Annotated in this window: 16 protein-coding genes; 5 read left to right on the top strand and 11 right to left on the bottom strand. The window is 70.2% G+C overall.

The features are described from left to right. The first annotated feature begins 178 nt into the window (after positions 1–178). The 4 genes from ACYVGQ_RS12915 to ACYVGQ_RS12900 are packed head-to-tail and all read left to right on the top strand — an operon-like array spanning position 179 to position 4,243. Positions 179–1,528, top strand: a complete 1,350-nt coding sequence (locus tag ACYVGQ_RS12915; protein WP_460785045.1) for an ABC transporter permease subunit — start codon at positions 179–181, stop codon at positions 1,526–1,528. 3 nt (positions 1,529–1,531) lie between these two features. Further along, positions 1,532–2,509, top strand: coding sequence for a branched-chain amino acid ABC transporter permease (locus ACYVGQ_RS12910; protein ID WP_460785044.1), 978 nt, complete (start codon positions 1,532–1,534; stop codon positions 2,507–2,509). 25 nt (positions 2,510–2,534) lie between these two features. Beyond that, positions 2,535–3,491 (top strand): ABC transporter ATP-binding protein, encoded by a 957-nt coding sequence (locus ACYVGQ_RS12905; RefSeq protein ID WP_460785459.1) that lies wholly within the window; start codon positions 2,535–2,537, stop codon positions 3,489–3,491. Next, the gene (locus ACYVGQ_RS12900) at positions 3,488–4,243 is read left to right on the top strand and encodes an ABC transporter ATP-binding protein (protein ID WP_460785043.1); all 756 of its coding nucleotides are present in this window, start codon (positions 3,488–3,490) and stop codon (positions 4,241–4,243) included. Before ACYVGQ_RS12905 ends, ACYVGQ_RS12900 begins: the two co-directional genes overlap by 4 nt. Positions 4,244–4,470: 227 nt before the next feature. Here ACYVGQ_RS12900 and ACYVGQ_RS12895 read toward each other — a convergent pair whose 3' ends face one another. The 3 genes from ACYVGQ_RS12895 to groES form a co-directional block, all read right to left on the bottom strand. Next, on the bottom strand, positions 4,471–5,727 hold the full coding sequence (locus tag ACYVGQ_RS12895) for an ABC transporter substrate-binding protein (RefSeq protein ID WP_460785042.1): 1,257 nt from the start codon (positions 5,725–5,727) through the stop codon (positions 4,471–4,473). Between the two features lie 103 nt (positions 5,728–5,830). Then, a complete protein-coding gene (rarD, locus tag ACYVGQ_RS12890; protein ID WP_460785041.1) occupies positions 5,831–6,781 on the bottom strand; it encodes an EamA family transporter RarD in 951 nt (316 codons plus the stop codon). A gap of 245 nt (positions 6,782–7,026) precedes the next feature. Beyond that, a complete protein-coding gene (gene groES / locus ACYVGQ_RS12885; protein ID WP_017203655.1) occupies positions 7,027–7,323 on the bottom strand; it encodes a co-chaperone GroES in 297 nt (98 codons plus the stop codon). A 158-nt stretch (positions 7,324–7,481) separates the two neighbouring features. Between groES and ACYVGQ_RS12880 the strand changes: the two genes are divergently transcribed. Next, a complete protein-coding gene (locus ACYVGQ_RS12880) occupies positions 7,482–8,795 on the top strand; it encodes a class I SAM-dependent methyltransferase (RefSeq protein ID WP_460785458.1) in 1,314 nt (437 codons plus the stop codon). Between the two features lie 34 nt (positions 8,796–8,829). On the opposite strand, the gene ACYVGQ_RS12875 is transcribed toward ACYVGQ_RS12880, so the two are convergent. The 8 genes from ACYVGQ_RS12875 to ACYVGQ_RS12840 all read right to left on the bottom strand — a co-directional run bounded on the left by ACYVGQ_RS12875 (position 8,830) and on the right by ACYVGQ_RS12840 (position 16,826). After that, entirely contained in the window at positions 8,830–9,897 is a 1,068-nt protein-coding gene (locus ACYVGQ_RS12875; RefSeq protein ID WP_460785040.1) for a hypothetical protein, read from the bottom strand. 4 nt (positions 9,898–9,901) lie between these two features. Then, positions 9,902–10,672 carry a hypothetical protein gene (locus ACYVGQ_RS12870; protein ID WP_460785039.1) on the bottom strand — a complete coding sequence of 257 codons (771 nt, stop codon included), beginning with the start codon at positions 10,670–10,672 and terminating at the stop codon, positions 9,902–9,904. Between the two features lie 684 nt (positions 10,673–11,356). After that, positions 11,357–11,809, bottom strand: a complete 453-nt coding sequence (locus ACYVGQ_RS12865; protein ID WP_460785038.1) for a hypothetical protein — start codon at positions 11,807–11,809, stop codon at positions 11,357–11,359. Then, positions 11,806–12,879 carry a tRNA (adenosine(37)-N6)-threonylcarbamoyltransferase complex transferase subunit TsaD gene (gene tsaD, locus ACYVGQ_RS12860; protein ID WP_460785037.1) on the bottom strand — a complete coding sequence of 358 codons (1,074 nt, stop codon included), beginning with the start codon at positions 12,877–12,879 and terminating at the stop codon, positions 11,806–11,808. Before tsaD ends, ACYVGQ_RS12865 begins: the two co-directional genes overlap by 4 nt. Continuing rightward, the gene (gene rimI, locus ACYVGQ_RS12855; protein ID WP_460785036.1) at positions 12,876–13,442 is read right to left on the bottom strand and encodes a ribosomal protein S18-alanine N-acetyltransferase; all 567 of its coding nucleotides are present in this window, start codon (positions 13,440–13,442) and stop codon (positions 12,876–12,878) included. Before rimI ends, tsaD begins: the two co-directional genes overlap by 4 nt. Next, entirely contained in the window at positions 13,439–14,059 is a 621-nt protein-coding gene (tsaB, locus tag ACYVGQ_RS12850) for a tRNA (adenosine(37)-N6)-threonylcarbamoyltransferase complex dimerization subunit type 1 TsaB (protein ID WP_460785035.1), read from the bottom strand. Before tsaB ends, rimI begins: the two co-directional genes overlap by 4 nt. Further along, positions 14,056–15,231 (bottom strand): hypothetical protein, encoded by a 1,176-nt coding sequence (locus ACYVGQ_RS12845; protein WP_460785034.1) that lies wholly within the window; start codon positions 15,229–15,231, stop codon positions 14,056–14,058. The genes tsaB and ACYVGQ_RS12845 overlap by 4 nt, the downstream gene beginning before the upstream one ends. After that, positions 15,228–16,826, bottom strand: coding sequence for a sensor histidine kinase (locus ACYVGQ_RS12840; protein ID WP_460785033.1), 1,599 nt, complete (start codon positions 16,824–16,826; stop codon positions 15,228–15,230). The genes ACYVGQ_RS12845 and ACYVGQ_RS12840 overlap by 4 nt, the downstream gene beginning before the upstream one ends. Between the last annotated feature and the right edge of the window lie 73 nt (positions 16,827–16,899).

The following is a 16,899-nucleotide window of genomic DNA, read 5'->3' as shown; positions in this document are numbered from 1 at the left end:
CTGTGGCGACGGTGTACCAATTCTAAGCGCCGCGGGCGGCCGGATAATTCCCCGCCGTCCGCACGCCGTGACCGAACCGTGCGTTGGCCGAAACAGCCGCGACACACTACGCTCGTACCGTCGTACATCAAGGCCGATCGACACCCCGTCTCGGCCTGTGTGCTGGACAGGAGGTTCTGTGAGTCCGACGATCTCGGCCAGGCGGAGCGGATCCCGATGGGCCATCGCCCTTCTCGGCACGCTCCTCGCCTTCGGCTTCCTGTTCCTGCAATCGCCGCCCGCATCGGCCGAGGAGAGCGACGACGGCCAGGAGGTCACGGACTTCTACCTCGCCGGCGTCATCACCTTCGACGACGAGCCCGTCCCCGGCGTCACCATGAGCGTCGAGGGGAACGGCTTCGAGGCGGACACGGAGACGGATGCCGACGGCCGGTGGCGCCTGTACGTCCCGGAGAAGGAGGCGTACACGCTCACCGTCGACGAGGAGACCCTCCCCGACGGCGTCATCGTCGATGCATCGCAGCTCCCGGAGGGCATGCAGCCCGTCTCGGGGACCACGGCCTCCTTCGAGATCGAGTTCGGGCTCACCGGGACCAAGATCGTCAATCTCTTCCTCGGCGAGGGCGTGCGGGAGACGACGTCCTTCATCGACCAGCTGCTGTCCCGCGTCGTGGGCGGCCTGAACTTCGGCCTGCTCCTGGGCCTCGCCTCGATGGGCGCCGCGCTCATCTACGGCACGACCCGGCTGTCGAACTTCGCGCACGGCGAGATGGTGAGCTGGGGCGCGGTGGTCGCGCTCATCGTCACCTCCTTCTGGCAGCTGCCGATCTGGCTCGGCATCCTGGCGGCCGTCGCCGCGGGGGCGCTGCTGGGCTGGGCGCTCGACGCGGGACTGTGGCGCCCGCTCCGGCGCAAGGGGCTCGGCGTGGTCCAGCTGATGATCGTCAGCATCGGACTCTCGCTCGCGCTGCGGTACGTGCTGCAGTTCGTCATCGGCGGCGGCACCTACCAGCTGCCCGGGGCGAGCCCCGCCCCCATCGAGCTCGGACCGATCTCGCTGTCGTACATCGACATGATCGGCATGGGCACCAGCATCGTCGTGATCGCCGCCGTCGGGTACTTCCTCACGAGGACCCGCGTCGGCAAGGCGACCAGGGCGATCTCCGACAACCCGCAGCTGGCGGCCGCATCGGGGATCGACGTCGACAGGGTGGTCCGCATGGTGTGGATCCTGGCCGGCACGCTCGCCGCCGTCTCCGGCATCCTGTGGGCCTACTTCCGGCCGGGCGTCAAATGGGACATGGGCATGCAGATGCTGCTGCTCATGTTCTGCGCGATCACCCTCGGCGGACTCGGCTCCACGCTCGGCGCCCTCATCGGCTCGATCATCGTCGGACTCGCCGTCGAGGTGTCGACGCTCCTCGGAGTCCCATCCGACCTCAAGTACGCGAGCGCCCTGGTCGCGCTCATCGTGATCCTGCTCGTCCGGCCGCAGGGCATCCTCGGTCGCAGGGAAAGGCTGGGCTGACGCATGGACTTCGGAAGCATCTTCGGCAACACGGCCGCCTATCTGTTCAGCCCGACGACCCTCGCCTACGCGCTCGCGGCCACCGGGCTCGCAGTGCACTTCGGCTACACCGGCCTGCTCAACTTCGGCATGGCGGCGTTCATGGCGATCGGCGGCTACGGCTACGCCATCTCCATCCTCACCTTCGGCTTCCCGTGGTGGGCGGGGATGCTCACAGGTCTCCTGGGCGGGGCGGCGTTCGCCCTCGTCCTCGGCATCCCGACCCTCCGCCTGCGGGCCGACTACCTCGCCATCGCGACGATCGCGGCAGCGGAGGTCGTCCGCCTGCTGTTCGTGACCGAGCTCTTCAAGGACTGGACCAACTCCGCGGGCGGCCTGTCCGGATATCACGAGAGCTTCCAGGCGATGAACCCGTTCCCGCCCGGAAGCTACGGCTTCGGCCCATGGGTGTACAGCGAGACCCAGCTCTGGGTGCGCGTGTTCGGCCTGGTCTGCCTGATCCTCGCCGTCCTGCTGGTGTGGGCGCTCATGCGCAGCCCGTGGGGCCGCGTGCTGAAAGGCATCCGCGAGGACGAGGACGCCGTCCGCTCGCTCGGCAAGAACGTCTTCGCGTACAAGATGCAGGCGCTCGTCGTCGGCGGCATGATCGGCGCCCTGGGCGGGATCGTGTTCGTGCTCCCCTCCGCGGTGATCCCCGGCAGCTACTCGACCTCGCTCACCTTCTTCCTCTGGACGATCCTCCTTCTCGGCGGAGCGGCGACGGTGCTCGGCCCGACGCTGGGCGCCGTGCTCTTCTGGGTCGTGTTCGCCTTCCTCGGCTCGCTCCTGCCCGAGATGGCGAACGCGGGCGTCCTTCCGATCTCCGCGGCGCAGGCGGACGTCGTCCGCTACATCGTGATCGGCCTCGTGCTGATGCTGATCGTCGTGTTCCGTCCGCAGGGCATCCTCGGCAACAAGAGGGAGATGACCTTTGTCCAGTGACGACGAGACCCGGATCGCACCGGCGATGCCGCGGCAGAAGAGCACCGGCCTCGCCAAGGGGCCGGCGGCGCCAGGCGTGGCGAAGGTCGATCCGATCCTGATCGCGGACCGCGTGCAGCGCCGGTTCGGCGGTGTCGCCGCCGTCGACGTCGACCACCTGGAGATCCCGCGCGGCGCGATCACAGCGCTGATCGGCCCCAACGGCGCGGGGAAGACCACCCTCTTCAACCTCCTCTGCGGCTTCGACAGACCCAACACCGGCTCCTGGTCGTTCGACGGCAAGGCGCTCTCCGGCGTCCCCTCCTTCAAGGTCGCGCGGATGGGCCAGGTGCGCACATTCCAGCTGACCAAGTCCCTCTCGCTGCTCACCGTGCTCGAGAACATGAAGCTCGGCGCGCCGAACCAGCGCGGCGAGGGCTTCTGGGCCGGCCTGTTCCCCGTCCTGTGGCGCGCGCAGGACGCCGAGATCGAGGAGCGCGCCCGCGAGCTCCTGCGGCGCTTCAAGCTGGACGCCAAGGAGAAGGACTTCGCCGCCTCGCTCTCCGGCGGGCAGCGCAAGCTCCTCGAGATGGCCCGCGCGCTCATGAGCGATCCTTCCCTGGTCATGCTGGACGAGCCGATGGCGGGGGTGAACCCCGCGCTCACCCAGTCCCTGCTCGACCACATCCTCGGTCTCAAAGACCTCGGGATGACCGTCCTGTTCGTCGAGCACGACATGCACATGGTGCGTCACATCGCCGACTGGGTGGTGGTGATGGCCGAGGGCCGGGTCGTCGCCGAAGGCCCGCCGGAGACGGTGATGGAGGATCCAGCCGTGGTCGACGCCTACCTGGGCGCCCACCAGGATGTCGATCTCGGAGCGGTCACCGGCCGCATCCCCGTCGCCTCGGATGCCGCGGCGACCCGCCTCCGCGAGCAGATCGAGAGCGAGGCGGAGGCCGAGATCGAAGCCGAGATCTCCGAAGAGGAGCAGAAGTCGTGACAGAGCAGAGAGCGTCAGCCTCGGATGACGTCGTCGTCGAGCTGACGGACGTCCACGCCGGGTATCTGCCGGGGGTGAACATCCTCAACGGAGCGAACCTGATCGCGCGCAAGGGCGAGCTGATCGGGATCATCGGTCCGAACGGCGCAGGCAAGTCGACGCTGCTGAAGTCGATCTTCGGGATGGTGAACGTCCGCCAGGGCGACATCACCGTGAACGACGAGAGCATCGTCGGCCTGAAGGCCGACAAGCTCGTCGCGCGCGGCGTGGCCTTCGTGCCGCAGACCAACAACGTGTTCCCCTCGCTGACGATCGAGGAGAACCTGCAGATGGGCCTGTATCAGAACCCGAAGATCTTCGCGGAGCGGCTGGAGTTCGTCTCCGGGATCTTCGCTGAGATCGGCAAGCGTCTGAAGCAGCGCGCCGGCTCCCTCTCCGGCGGGGAGCGCCAGATGGTGGCGATGTCGCGCGCACTCATGATGGACCCGTCCGTCCTGCTGCTGGACGAGCCGTCCGCCGGTCTCTCGCCCGTCCGCCAGGATGACGCGTTCATCCGGGTCTCGGACATCAACAAGGCCGGCGTCACCACGATCATGGTCGAGCAGAACGCTCGGCGCTGCCTGCAGATCTGCGATCGAGGCTACGTCCTCGACCAGGGCCGGGACGCCTACGAGGGAAGCGGCAGGGAGCTGCTGAACGACCCGAAGGTCATCGGGCTGTACCTCGGCACGCTCGGCGCCGACGCGGCCTGACCCCTCGCCCGAGCTCCTGCGCCCTATCCCCTGCGCCAGGCAGGTGCCCCGTGCGGCCGCCTCCGAGGCGAGGAAGCGGCCGTGCGGGACACCTCCCGGGCGGGAACCGATCACACGAGACGCCTCCCGGGCGGGAGAGGCAACCGCACGGGACCCCCAGAGGCGAGGAAGGGCCCGGGCGCGAGGAAGGCCCCGGATGCCGAGCATCCGGGGCCTTCCTCATATGGTTACTTGATGCGGGTCTGCACGTTGTCCGCGTCGAACTCGTAGACGCCGATCGCGGCGCCGGCCGGGTCGTTGCCGTCGTCGAACGTGACCTCGCCGGAGTAGCCGTCGTAGTCGGCCGTGCCGCCGGAGTTGATGATCTCCGCGCACTCGGCGAAGCTCGTGCACTTCTCGCCGTCGCCGCTGCCGCCGGAGACCTCCTGCATGGCCGCCGCGATGTCCGCGCCCTCGACGGAGACGGCCTTCAGCGCCGCCAGCGCGATGAGCGTGGCCGCGTCATAGGCCTCTGCCGAGTAGGTCAGAGCGTCGATCGGGTCGTTGCCCTCGGCCGTCCAGACCTCGTTCAGCTGGTCGATGAAGTCATCGGGCAGCTCGGCACCGGCGCGGGTTCCCTTGGAGCCCTCGAGGCTGACGGGGAGGTCCGGCCAGTCCTTCAGGTTTCCGTCGACGAGGTACAGCGCGCCCGTGTCGATGCCCGCGTTGCCCAGCAGCGGGGCGATGGTCGCGAACTGGTCGTACGAGACGACGGCGACCGCATCCGGGTTCTCCGCCGCGATCGTCTCCACCTGCGCGTTGAACTGCCCGTCGCCCTGGTTGAACGAAGCGTCGGCGACGACCTCGCCGCCGGTGCCTTCGAAGGTCGACTTGATCGCCTCGAACAGTCCCGTGCCGTAGGGGTCGTTCTGGTAGATGATGCCGAGCGTCTTGTGGCCGTCCTCGGCGATCTGGTTTCCGAGGACCTCGCCCTGGAGGTTGTCGCTCGGAGCCGTCCGGAAGTACAGGTCGTTGATGCCCGTGAACTCTGCGGAGGTGTTCGACGGCGACACGGTGAGGATGCCCGCACCGGCGTTGCCGTCGAGGATCAGCTTCGTGACGCTGGAGGATGCCGCGCCCACCATCGCGGTGATGCCCGCGTTCTGGAGGTTGGTGATCGAGGTCTCGTAGGCCTTGTTGTCCAGGTCGCCCTCGTCCTCGCTGGTGAGCTCGACGGTGATGCCGGCATCCGCCTCATTGATCTGCGCGACGGCGAGCTGCACGCCGGCCTCCATGGGAGCGCCGAGGAACGCCAGCGATCCGGTCGAGGGCAGGAGCGAGCCGAGCTGGAGCGTCAGGTCGACGTCGGCGGGACGGTCGTTCGACGGCTCCTCCGACGACTCCGGTGCGGAGGTGGTGCTGCACCCAGCGATGACGAGCGCCGTGGCTCCCAGCAGCGCGATTCCTGCCAGCAGCTTGGGGCGCGAACCCTGCAGAACGTTCATATTGCTCCTTTGAAACAGCGGACGTGGGGACACCGCGTCCGGGTGTTCTAACCCTATGGGCGGGCCGCGCAGCCGCGGGTATCGGTGCGCTAACGATCTTGTTTCACGCCGATGACGCCGCTCGCACCGGCTCCGCGACGTTCGTCCTGCGGCGGCGCCTCGCGGCCAGGAGCAGGTCTGCGACGAACACGGACACCGCGATCCAGACCAGGATGAACCCGATCCAGCGCTCGGCCGGCATCGGCTCGTGCAGCACGAGCACGCCGGTGAGGAACTGCATGATCGGGGTGACGAACTGGATCATCCCGATGACGGTGAGGTTGATCCGGCGCGTTCCCGCGGCGAACAGCAGCAGCGGCACTGCGGTGGCGATCCCGACGAAGCACAGGAGCACAGCGTGCCACGTCCCCTCGGCTGCGAACGTGATGCCGGTGCTCGTGCCGACGACGATGAGCTGCACCACCGCGATGGGGACGAGCCAGAGCGACTCCAGCGCGAGCCCGCTGACGGCGTCCACCGCGGGGCCGATCTGCTTCTTGATGAGCCCGTAGAAGCCGAAGGAGAGCGCGAGGGTGAGCGCGATCCAGGGGAACTCGCCGTATACGGCGATGATCACGACGACGGCGATCGCCGCGATGCCGATCGCCGCCCACTGCAGCGTCCTGATGCGCTCGTGGAGGACGAAGACGCCGAGCAGCACCGTCATGATGGGGTTGATGAAGTATCCGAGCGAGGTCTCGACGACGCGGTCCCCGAGCGTGCCGATGAGGAACGCCTGCCAGTTCACGTAGATGAGGAGCCCGGCGAGCGCGGTGAGGCCGAGCAGTCGCGGCTGTCGCGCGATCGCCCAGAGCGCGCGCCATCCGCGGACGACGGCGAGCAGGATCACGCAGAACGCGAGGGAGAACAGCACCCGCCACGCCACGACCTCCCAGGCGCCGGTGGGGGCGAGCAGCAGGAAGTAGAGCGGGAGGACACCCCAGATCAGATAGGCGCCGACGGCGTAGAGGAGACCGGCGCTCCTCTCGTCGCGCTGTCTCGGATCGGGGCTCACCGGACAACTCTATTCCCGGTTCCGCACCCCGCTCTGCCGAGCGTCGGTCCGTGCCGTCGGAGGCACCCGTCGGCCGGGGCGACGGATGTCGGTCGAGAGTACGGATGTCGGTCGATCCGGCCGTTCCCGGCCGACATCCGTGCTCTCGACCGACGAGTGTCAGCGGATTCCGCGGAGAGCGGGGTCCGCCGGAATGCACGAGGGCCCGGATGCCGAAGCATCCGGGCCCTGCCGTGGCGCTGGACTCAGCGGACGACGACCGCGAGGACGTCGCGCGCCGAGAGCACGAGGAACTCATCGGCGCCGAACTTCACCTCGGTGCCGCCGTACTTGCTGTACAGGACGCGGTCGCCGACGGCGACGTCGAGCGGGACGCGGTTGCCGTTGTCATCGATGCGGCCGGGGCCGACGGCCACGACCTCGCCCTCCTGGGGCTTCTCCTTGGCGGTGTCAGGGATGACCAGGCCACTCGCGGTGGTCTGCTCGGCCTCGACCTGCTTGATGACGATGCGGTCCTCGAGCGGCTTGATGGAAACCGACACGGTCTACCTCTTCTTTCTTGACGCTGACACGAAAGACTCGTTCGCACTCTCAACCCGAGAGTGCTAATCCCAGTGTAGGCGCACCGCTGGCACTCACGCAATGCGAGTGCCAGTCGTAAGCGCTCGGCGGAAACACTCCCTAGGCTGAAACGGTGCAGATGACCGAGCTCGCCGAACTGCTCACCCCCGAGGGGCTGCGCCTCCTCGACGAGACGGGGCGCATCGACTCCACCGCGGATGTCGCACGCGCCGTGTCCCGGTTGCGCGCGGCTGGGCATTCCCCTGAACTCGTCTCGGCCGTCGTCGGCCAGGCGCGCCTGCGCACGAGGGCGGCGGCGAAGTTCGGCGGGTTCGCCGAGCGGATGCTGTTCACGCAGGCCGGACTCGAACAGGCGACCAGGCTCGGCGTGGCGGCTCGTCACGCCGGGCGGATGCGGGCGGCAGGCATCGCCCACGTCGCGGATCTCGGCTGCGGTATCGGCGGCGACGCGCTCGCCTTCGCCGGGGCCGGGCTTCGCGTCACCGCCGTGGATGCGGACGAGGTCACCGCCGCGATCGCGGCCTACAACCTGGCTCCCTTCGGCGCGGACGCGACGGTGCTGCACCGCACGGCCGAGGATGCCGCGGACACGATCCTCGATGCCGCAGGGCCGACCCCGGCATCCCTCGCCGGCGCAGCCCCCGCCGACGCACCCCCCGGAGATGTGCATCAGGCTCGGAGGGAATCTGCGGAAGCATCCGAAGATGCCGCACATCTCCGACAAAGCGACACGGCGGTCTGGCTCGATCCGGCCCGCCGCACCGCGGGTCACGGCGAGACCCGGCGTGTGACGGCATCCGACTACTCCCCCTCCCTGGACTGGGCGTTCGATCTCGCGAGCCGTATGCCGACCGGGATCAAGCTGGGGCCGGGGCACGACCGCGATGCGCTCCCCGCCGATGCGGAGGCGCAGTGGGTGAGCGTCGACGGGAGCGTCGTCGAGCTCGTGCTGTGGTCGGGGGCGCTGGCCCGCGAAGGGGTGCGCCGGGCCGCGCTGGTGATCCGCGGCGAGCGCCCGCACGAGCTGACGGCGGGAGCGGATGCTCCGGACGCCGGCGTGCGCCCGCTCGGCGCCTTCGTGCACGAGCCGGACGGGGCGGTGATCCGCGCCCGGCTGATCGGGGACGTCGCCAGGAGCCTGGACGCCGGGATGCTGGACGAGCACATCGCCTATCTCAGCGGCGATGAGGCCGTGACGAGTCCCTTCGTGCAGTCGTTCCGCGTACGCGAGACCCTTCCGCTGAACCCGAAGGCGATCAGCGCCGCGTTGCGCGCGAACGGGATCGGCGCGGTCGAGATCAAGAAGCGCGGCGTCGACATCGACCCCGCCGCGTTCCGCAGGAAGCTGAAGCTCGCGGGCAGCGAGACGGCGACGCTGATCCTCACCCGGATCGGCGAGCGGCGGCTCGCGCTTCTCACGGACCGGGTCTGAGCGCGGACCGGGCTCAGAATCCGTCGGGGGTCGCTCATTCGTCGCCCGGGTCGCCGACCTCGACCGTGTCCGAGACGAAGGGCTCCCTGATGATCGTGAGGAACGGGGAGCCGTCCGGCAGGAACGTCACCCTGTAGGTGATCTGCATCTCTTCCGCGTCGGGTGCGGCGGACGTCACCGATCCGACGCTCAAGCCGTCCCGCTCCGCGTCCTCGGTCGACATGCAGTCCGGCATCCCGACAACGACCAGACAGGTCTCCCCCGCGCGGGTCGTCGCAAGCCAGATCGAGTGGTCCTCGTCATAGCCCACGAGGTCGAGCTCCTCGGGGAAGAGCTCGGCGGCGATCGCCTCCGCCGCCATCGTCTCGGCCTCGGCGTCGGCACTGGCCGAGGAAGGGGCCGACAGCTGATAGTTGTAGAACCGCGCAGCGAGATCGCCGTCCGCGGTGAGGAAGCCGGTCGCGGCGGTGACCCACGCGCGCCCTGCGCCCCAATCCTCGCGCTGAGAGACCGTCAACGAGCGCGTCTGGGCGACATAGGTCTCGTCGCAGGTCTCCGCGGACCCGCTCGGTCCGGCGATGATCAGGCAGGTCTGCTCTCCGCCGTCCTCGGTCGCCGTCCAGGCCACGAAGCCCTCCGGATCGAGCCCGTCGACGGGGATGGTGTCCTGGAGACCCGCCACCCGCAGCGAGCCGGGGTCGTAGTCGCCCGCCGCGGCGATCGACTCCTCCCATGCCCGCTGCTGCGCGCTCAGCTCGATCGAGGGTCCGCTCGAGACCGCCTGGGCGATCCCCCATCCGGCGCCTCCGCCGATCGCGACAGCGATCGCGCCCACGATCACGGGGAGCCGCCAGTGACGGAGTGCCCTTCTCGCACCGCCCAGCCGGGCGGGCCCCGGTGCCGGGTCCGCACTGTTCGGGGCTTCTTCCCCGACAGGAGGCGCGGCCCCGAGCCGATCGCCCTCGACCCGCGGGACGTGCGCGGACCCGCCGACGGCACGCGACTGCAGCTCGCGCAGGCGCGCCGCCTCGGCATCCGTCAGCGTCCCGTCCGGTCCGTAGGCCTTCGCGCGGAGTTCGCGCAGCTCCCGCTCGTCCTGCATCCGTTCAGTCCCCCTCCGGCCTGCCCGTCTTGTCGTCGAGCGAGGCCGTGCGGTCCCGCTCGATCGTCAGCATCGGTCCGCGCGTCTCGCTCTGGGTGACGAGATAGGTGGTGACGGTTCCGTCGCCCGCGTCGACCGGCAGCGCGACCGCATCGGCATCGAGGTCGCCGCAGGCATCCTGGATCCGGTCGGGCAGCGCGACGATCACGCACAGCTCCGCCCCCGACCAGTCCATCCATACCGGGGTCTCTCCGTCGTAGCCGAGGATCTGCAGCGACTCCCCCTGATAGCCCCCCGCCACCAGGCGGTCGGCGACGACGAGCTCGTCCTCGGTGTACTGCGAGCGCCAGTCGTTCGTCGCGTACGACATCCAGGACTGCACGACGATGACCGGCTGGTCGTCGAGCCCGTGGACGACGCCGGCGGAGATCTGGTCCGTGGTCTCCTCGTCCTCTCGCGGCACGTCGATGTAGGCGTACACGCCGTTCAGCTCGAAATCCTCTCGGGGCACGCATGCTCTGCCGTCCAGATCGCCGTGGGTGAGGATGAGGCATTCGGACTCCCCCTCGCCGCTCGTCGCGCGCCACACCGTGACGCCGTACTTCTCGCCGACGGGGACGACCGACCCCGGATCGAACTGCCCGTCGGCGTTCAGCTCCGCCTGCTTCGCCGCGTTGGCCGCCGTGAAGGCGATCTGCTCGACGCCACGCGCGAAGACGAGCCAGCCGACGCCGAAGCCGAGCAGGAGGGCGAGAGCGGATGCCGCATACGGCACCCAGCGACGGCGAAGAAGGGCGCGGATGCCGCGAGGCGGGCGATCTGCGGGTGCCGTGTCCTGGTCCTCGACGGCCTCGGACGCCGGTGCGTTTCGACTCGCTCCGCTGCGCGGGGCTCGCTCAACGAACGAGGAGGAGGAACCATCGCGCGGGGCTCGCTCAACGAACGAAGAGAAGGAACCATCGCGCGGGGCTCGCTCAACGAACGAGGAGGAGGAACCGTCGCGCAAGGCAGACCCGACGAACGAAGAGGAGGAACCATCACGCAAGGCAGACCCGACGAACGAAGAGGAGGAACCATCACGCAAGGCAGACCCGACGGACGAAGGGGAGGAACCGTCATCCGGAGCTGGCCCGACGGACGACTGAGCTGACCCGTGCCCGGCGGCGGAAGGCTCCGACGACGCGACGGGCTCGACGAGTCCGAACAGCTCGGCGAGATCGTCGGCGCCGTCCGCGTCGACGGGACGCCCTCCCTCGCGGGACGCACTGCGATCGAGCCGCGCGCGCTGACGGAGTCCGGGCGAGGAAGCGGGCGCACCGGCCGGGCCGCTCTTCGCGACGCGCCGGCGCTCCAGCTCGCCGAGGCGCGCAGCATCCTCATCCGAGAGCCCCCCGCCGGGCGCATACGCCCTGGTCTGCAGCGACCGAAGCTCGGCCGACTCCTCCGGTGTCAGCATCGTCTACCCGATGACCTCGAGCTGGATCGCAGCCCACAGCAGCCACCCCGCGCTGTAGAGGGTCGCGATGACTCCCAGCACGAGCGCCCAGACCGCGACCGCCCTGCTCTCCAGCGGCCTGCGCAACGACATGATCGCCGCGATGACGGCGACGACGGCCACCGGGATCCCCCAGCCGACGAAGAACGAGGCGACCAGCGCGACCACGGCGGCCAGCAGCGCCCATGGGGCGAGCCTGGTCGGATCCTCCTCGGGGAGCTCTCCCGGATCGGGCGCCCATCCGCCGACGGCATCGGCGTCAGGGCCGCTCGTCACCACCGGCTCGATGCCGACCGGGCCGGTGGGCATCCTCGTGTAGCCGTCACGCCGCGCGCCCGGGAGTCTGGCGGCGCCTGCCGGGCGTTCGACCTCGGGGCTCGGCTCGTCCAGCCGGGGAGGGCGCGCATCGTCGCTCATGCCGCGACCTCGCTGCGTTCGGCGACCTGGATCTCGGTCACGGGGAGCGTGGAGTCCGCCCCGAAGGCGAGGGTCGACGGCCGGCGCCCGGAGGCGATCAGCTCCGCGGCGAGCGCCGCGATCATCGCGCCGTTGTCGGTGCACAGGCTCAGCTCGGGGATGCGCACGGTGACCCCAGCGGCCCCGGCGCGCTCCATCGTCACCTCGCGCAGACGACGGTTGGCGATGACTCCCCCGCCGAGGAGGAGGCGCGGCACGCCGCGCTCCCGGCAGGCGTCCAGCGCCTTGGTGACGAGCACATCGACGACGGCCTCGCGGAAGCTCGCGGCCACGTCGCCGACCGGCACGGGTCTGCCCTCGGCCTCACAGCGCTCGACCCAGCGGGCGACGGCCGTCTTCAGGCCGGAGAAGGAGAAGTCGTAGCGGTGCTTCGCCCTGTCGGATGCTCTGGACAGCCCGCGCGGGAAGCGGATCGCATCCGGATCGCCGTCGAGCGCCGCCCTGTCGATCTCCGGGCCGCCGGGGTACGGCAGCGACAGCAGGCGGGCGACCTTGTCGAAAGCCTCGCCCGCCGCATCGTCGACGGTCTCGCCGAGCAGCTCGACGTCCGTGGTGAGGTCGCGCACGTGCAGCAGGGAGGTGTGCCCTCCCGAGACGAGCAGCGCGATCGTCGGGTACTCCAGCGGCGCGGAGTCCGCCGTGAGGATGTCCGCCGCGATGTGCCCGACGAGATGGTTCACGGCGTACAGCGGCTTGCCGAGCGAGACGGCGAGCCCCTTCGCCGCCCCGACGCCCACCATGAGCGCGCCGGCGAGCCCGGGGCCGCTCGTCACGGCGACGGCGTCCAGGTCCGACAGCTCCACCTGCGCCTCGGCGAGCGCCCTCTCGATCGAGGGCTGCAGCGCCTCCAGGTGCGCTCGGGCGGCGACCTCGGGGACGACGCCGCCGTAGCGGGCGTGCTCGTCCATGCTGGAGGCGATCGTGTTCGACAGCAGCGTACGGCCGCGCACGATGCCGATCCCGGTCTCGTCGCAGCTCGTCTCGATGCCGAGCACCAGCGGTCCTGTCATGCCGTTCCCCCGTCTACGACCGATCCGGAGGAGATCGCGCGATCCGGAGGATCGATCCCCTCCACGGCTCCTCCGCTTCGCGTGTTCTCCTCCCGATCGCACGCGGCTATCCACGCCCGGAGGTCGAGCCGCATCACGATCGCATCCACATCGTCCGGCTGATAGTAGCGGGGCCTGCGCCCCAGCTCGGCGAATCCCTCCGACCGGTACAGTCCCTCGGCGCCGGGGTTGTCCGCGCGGACCTCGAGGAACACCTCCCGTGCTCCGCGTGCGGAGGCCTCGGCGAGCAGCGCCCGCAGCAGCGCCCTCCCCCGGCCCGCACCGCGATGCCCCTCCCGCAGCGCGATCGACTGCACGTCGGCATCCGTCGCTCCGCGCACCGCGCGCAGCCCCGCATAGCCGATCACCTCGTCCTGCCCGCCGATGTCGACGAGGTAGTGGCTGTGCTCCCCCGCCAGCTCGGCCGCCATGGTCTCGGCGCTCCAGGCGTCGGTGGGGAAGGAATCCCGCTCGATCGCCATGATGGCGCCGAGATCGGCGGACGTCGCGACGCGGATCGTCATGACCCCACCCGCTTCGGCGCCCCGGGCAGCGTGACGTCCGGCTGGCGGAGGTACAGCGGCTCTGCGCCGGTGAGCACGCGGCCGGCGCGCGCCGCCCTGATCCCCACCCGTGCGAGCGCGGCAGCGTCGATCGCATCCGCCTCGATCGAGCGGACGCCGGAGAGATGACTCCCGGCATCGACGCGGGGAACGAGGACGGTCTCGTCCGCGACGCGCGGGATGCCGTCGGCATCCGTCCCGTCGAAGACCGTGATCGCGACCTCGCGGCGACGGGCGTCCGTGACGATCGCGAAGGGGACGGAGCCGCCGCTCTCGAGTTCGACGAGGGCGGCGGCGAAGTGGCTGGGCACGGCGATCACGTCGGCGCCGCGGCCGAGGGCGAAGGCTCGCGCCGCGGCGATCCCGATCCGCAGACCGGTGAAGGGACCCGGGCCCATGCCCGCGACGACGTGGTCGACCGCGCCGTCTCCCGCTTCGGCGAGAGCCTGCACGAGCAGGTCGCCGATCACCTCGGCGTGGCCCAGCGGATCGGGACGGGAGGCGTCGGCGAGCGGAGCCCCCTCGTCGTCCACGACGGCGACGGCGGTGCCCAGGGAGGTGTCGACAGCGAGGATCACCCCTCCAGGGTAGTCGGAGGAGGCGCCTCGCTCAGGGATCCCCTGCGGACCCGCTGCCATCGGTCGCCGCCGTCGGCGCGGGCGATGACGGCGCCCTCCGCCGCCATCTTCGCGAGGACGTCGTAGTCGTACCCGCCCGCCGCAGCGCTCGCCCAGCCGACGCTGGCGGACACCCGCATGCTCGCGAGCGGGCCGTCCTCGTCGATGGCCGACACCCGCGAGAGCACGGTCCTCAGATGATGCTGGACCGCCTCGTCGCTGCCGTGGATCACCACGACCGTGTGCCCGGCCGCGACGCGCTCGGCATCGGCCGACGCGGGCAGCGCGTCGACGATCCGATCGTGGAAGCCGTCCGCGATCCGCGCGAACGTCGCCGCCGTCCAGGCCTCGCGAAGGTCCGAGGGATCGTCCAGGCGGATGTCGAGCACCGACCACGCGGGGTCGCGCTGCGCCTTCGCCTTCAGCAGCCGGCGGCGCGCACGCTCTGCCGCCCCCTCGCCGTCGTGCTCAGGGACGATGTCGGCGCGGACGAGCAGCACGAGGGTGATCGCCGCGCAGACGCAGGTGACCAGCGTGCCGACGCCATTGATGTCGCGCAGCACGACGAGCTGCTCCGCACTGCTGAGGGTCCTGGTTCCCAGGAAGCCCGCGATGAACCCCACGGCCGACACCGCGACGAAAGCGCACGAGGCCAGGGCGAGAGGGAGGATCACGTCGCGCGACGACCGGCGCATCCGGAACAGCTCGAAGGCCACCAGCCCCGCGAACGCGCCTCCGGCGAGGAAGACCACGCGGAAGATCTCCGCGAAGTAGGCGGTCGTCGCCCCGATGCCGAGCGAGACGGGCGCGAGCACGAGGAACGCCGCCACCGGCCACCAGATCGTCCTGCGCCCGGCGTGGAAGCGCAGCCCGAGCCAGAGGAGCGCCTCGAAGCAGACCATGAATGCGGAGGACACCGCCTGCAGGACCGGCGCGCCGACCTGCTGGGCAGCGACCCAGAGATAGGTTCCCAGCATCCCGAGGCTGAAGGCCGCGCCCCACGTGATCGTGGCGGCGCTGGGGCGCGGCAGCGTCGCGAGCCCGATGACGAGCACCGTGGTGAGCGTGACGATCGCCACGAGGCTCGCGGAGACGTCCACGGTGATGTCGGCGGTGACCGCGAAGGGGATCATGCCGCCTCCTTCCTGATCGGGCGCCGGGGGAACCGGAGCGTGACGCGGGTGCCGACGCCGACCGCGCTGACCACCTCGATCGTCCCCCGATGCGCCTCGACGATGTCTCGGACGATGCCCATGCCCAGCCCCGTCCCCGGAATGCCGCTGAGCACGGCGTCGTCAGCTCGGAAATACGGCTGGAACACCCGCTCGACATCCGCGGCGCTCATCCCGGTGCCCGTGTCGGAGATGACCAGCTCGGCCAGCCCCCCGGCGGCCCCGCCGAGCGTGACGGAGATGGTCCCATCCGGCGGCGTGTACTTCACGGCGTTGCCGAGGAGGTTGTCGATCGCCTGCCGCAGCCGGAAGGCGTCCCCGTAGATGAGGAGAGTGTCGGCGCCCTCTGCCCGGACGGCCAGATCCCCCGACTCGGCCGTGGGCAGGAAGGAGGCCACCGACGCGTCGACGAGCTGGCGCAGATCGACCGGCTCGGAGAGCGGGTCGCCCTGCGGCTGGCCCTCGTCGAGGACGGACGCCACCAGCCGCTGCATCCGCTCGCCTGCGCTCTCGACGATCCTGAGCTGCTGGACGACATGCGCGGGCAGATCGTCGCGCTCGAGCAGGAGATCGACATGGCCGAGGATCGCCGTGAGCGGGTTGCGCAGCTCATGCGAGACGACGGCCGTCATCGTCCGCCGCTCCTGCGCCGCCTCCAGCCGAGCGGTGACGTCGTCGATGATCAGGAGGGTCGTGCACTTCGCATCCGCGACGCTCGCGATCCGCTCCGTCGTGGCCTCCAGCGCACGCCAGCGTCCTTCCGTGTCGAACAGCCAGATCCGCTCCGCCTCGAGACGCTCGCCGCTCGCGGCCCTGGCCAGGGCGGTCCGCTCCGGCGGCAGCGGCTCGCCCTGGCGATCGTCGTACTCGACGGCGGGCGAGGGCAGCCGCGCACCGAACCTGTCCCGGCCGTAGATCCGACGATAGGCGTCGTTCATGTTCAGGATCGTCCCATCCTCGGCGACCGCGACGAGGGCCATGTCCAGCGCGTCGATGATCTGCGTCACCCGCCGCTGGTGGGTCTCCGCCCTCGCCGCCGCCCTGTTGACCTGCTCCGATTGCCGGCGCAGCAGCCGCCGGGCCGCGCGCGAGCGCTGCGTCCCGATCCGGACGGTCGCCCCGAGGAAGCTCAGCGTGAGGACGAGCACGATCACGCGCAGCAGGATGTCGCTGGGAACGCCGCTGCTCTGGCCGAAGACGACGACGCAGCAGGCGATGAGGCCGATCGCCGTGAACACGTAGGTCATCGAATAGTAGGTGGCGATCCATGTCACGGGCAGCACGAAGAGGAAGCCGAGGCGCACATCCGGGGCGTTCAGCGTCAGGCCGATGCCCACGGCGTCCAGCAGCGGCACGGCCACGACCGCGCGCGACGGGATCCGGTGCCACGGCAGCGCGAGCACGGCGATCGTCGTCGTGACGATCAGCACGAGTCCTGCCACGAACAACGGCGATGCGTAGATGTGCGGGCTCAGAGCCGCGATCACGACGGCGATCGTGACGACGGTGCCTGCGAAGATCAGCTGCCAGCGCCAGACCGAGGACCTGCCGACCATGCACTCGTCCCGTTTCTCGCCGATTCCTCAACCCTGCCGCAAGACTACTCAAAGATCCGCCCCAGACGCTCAG

This window comes from Microbacterium tumbae (genome assembly GCF_054780175.1).
Note: the sequence above shows the minus strand (reverse complement) of the source record. Positions and strands in the feature narration are given on the sequence as shown.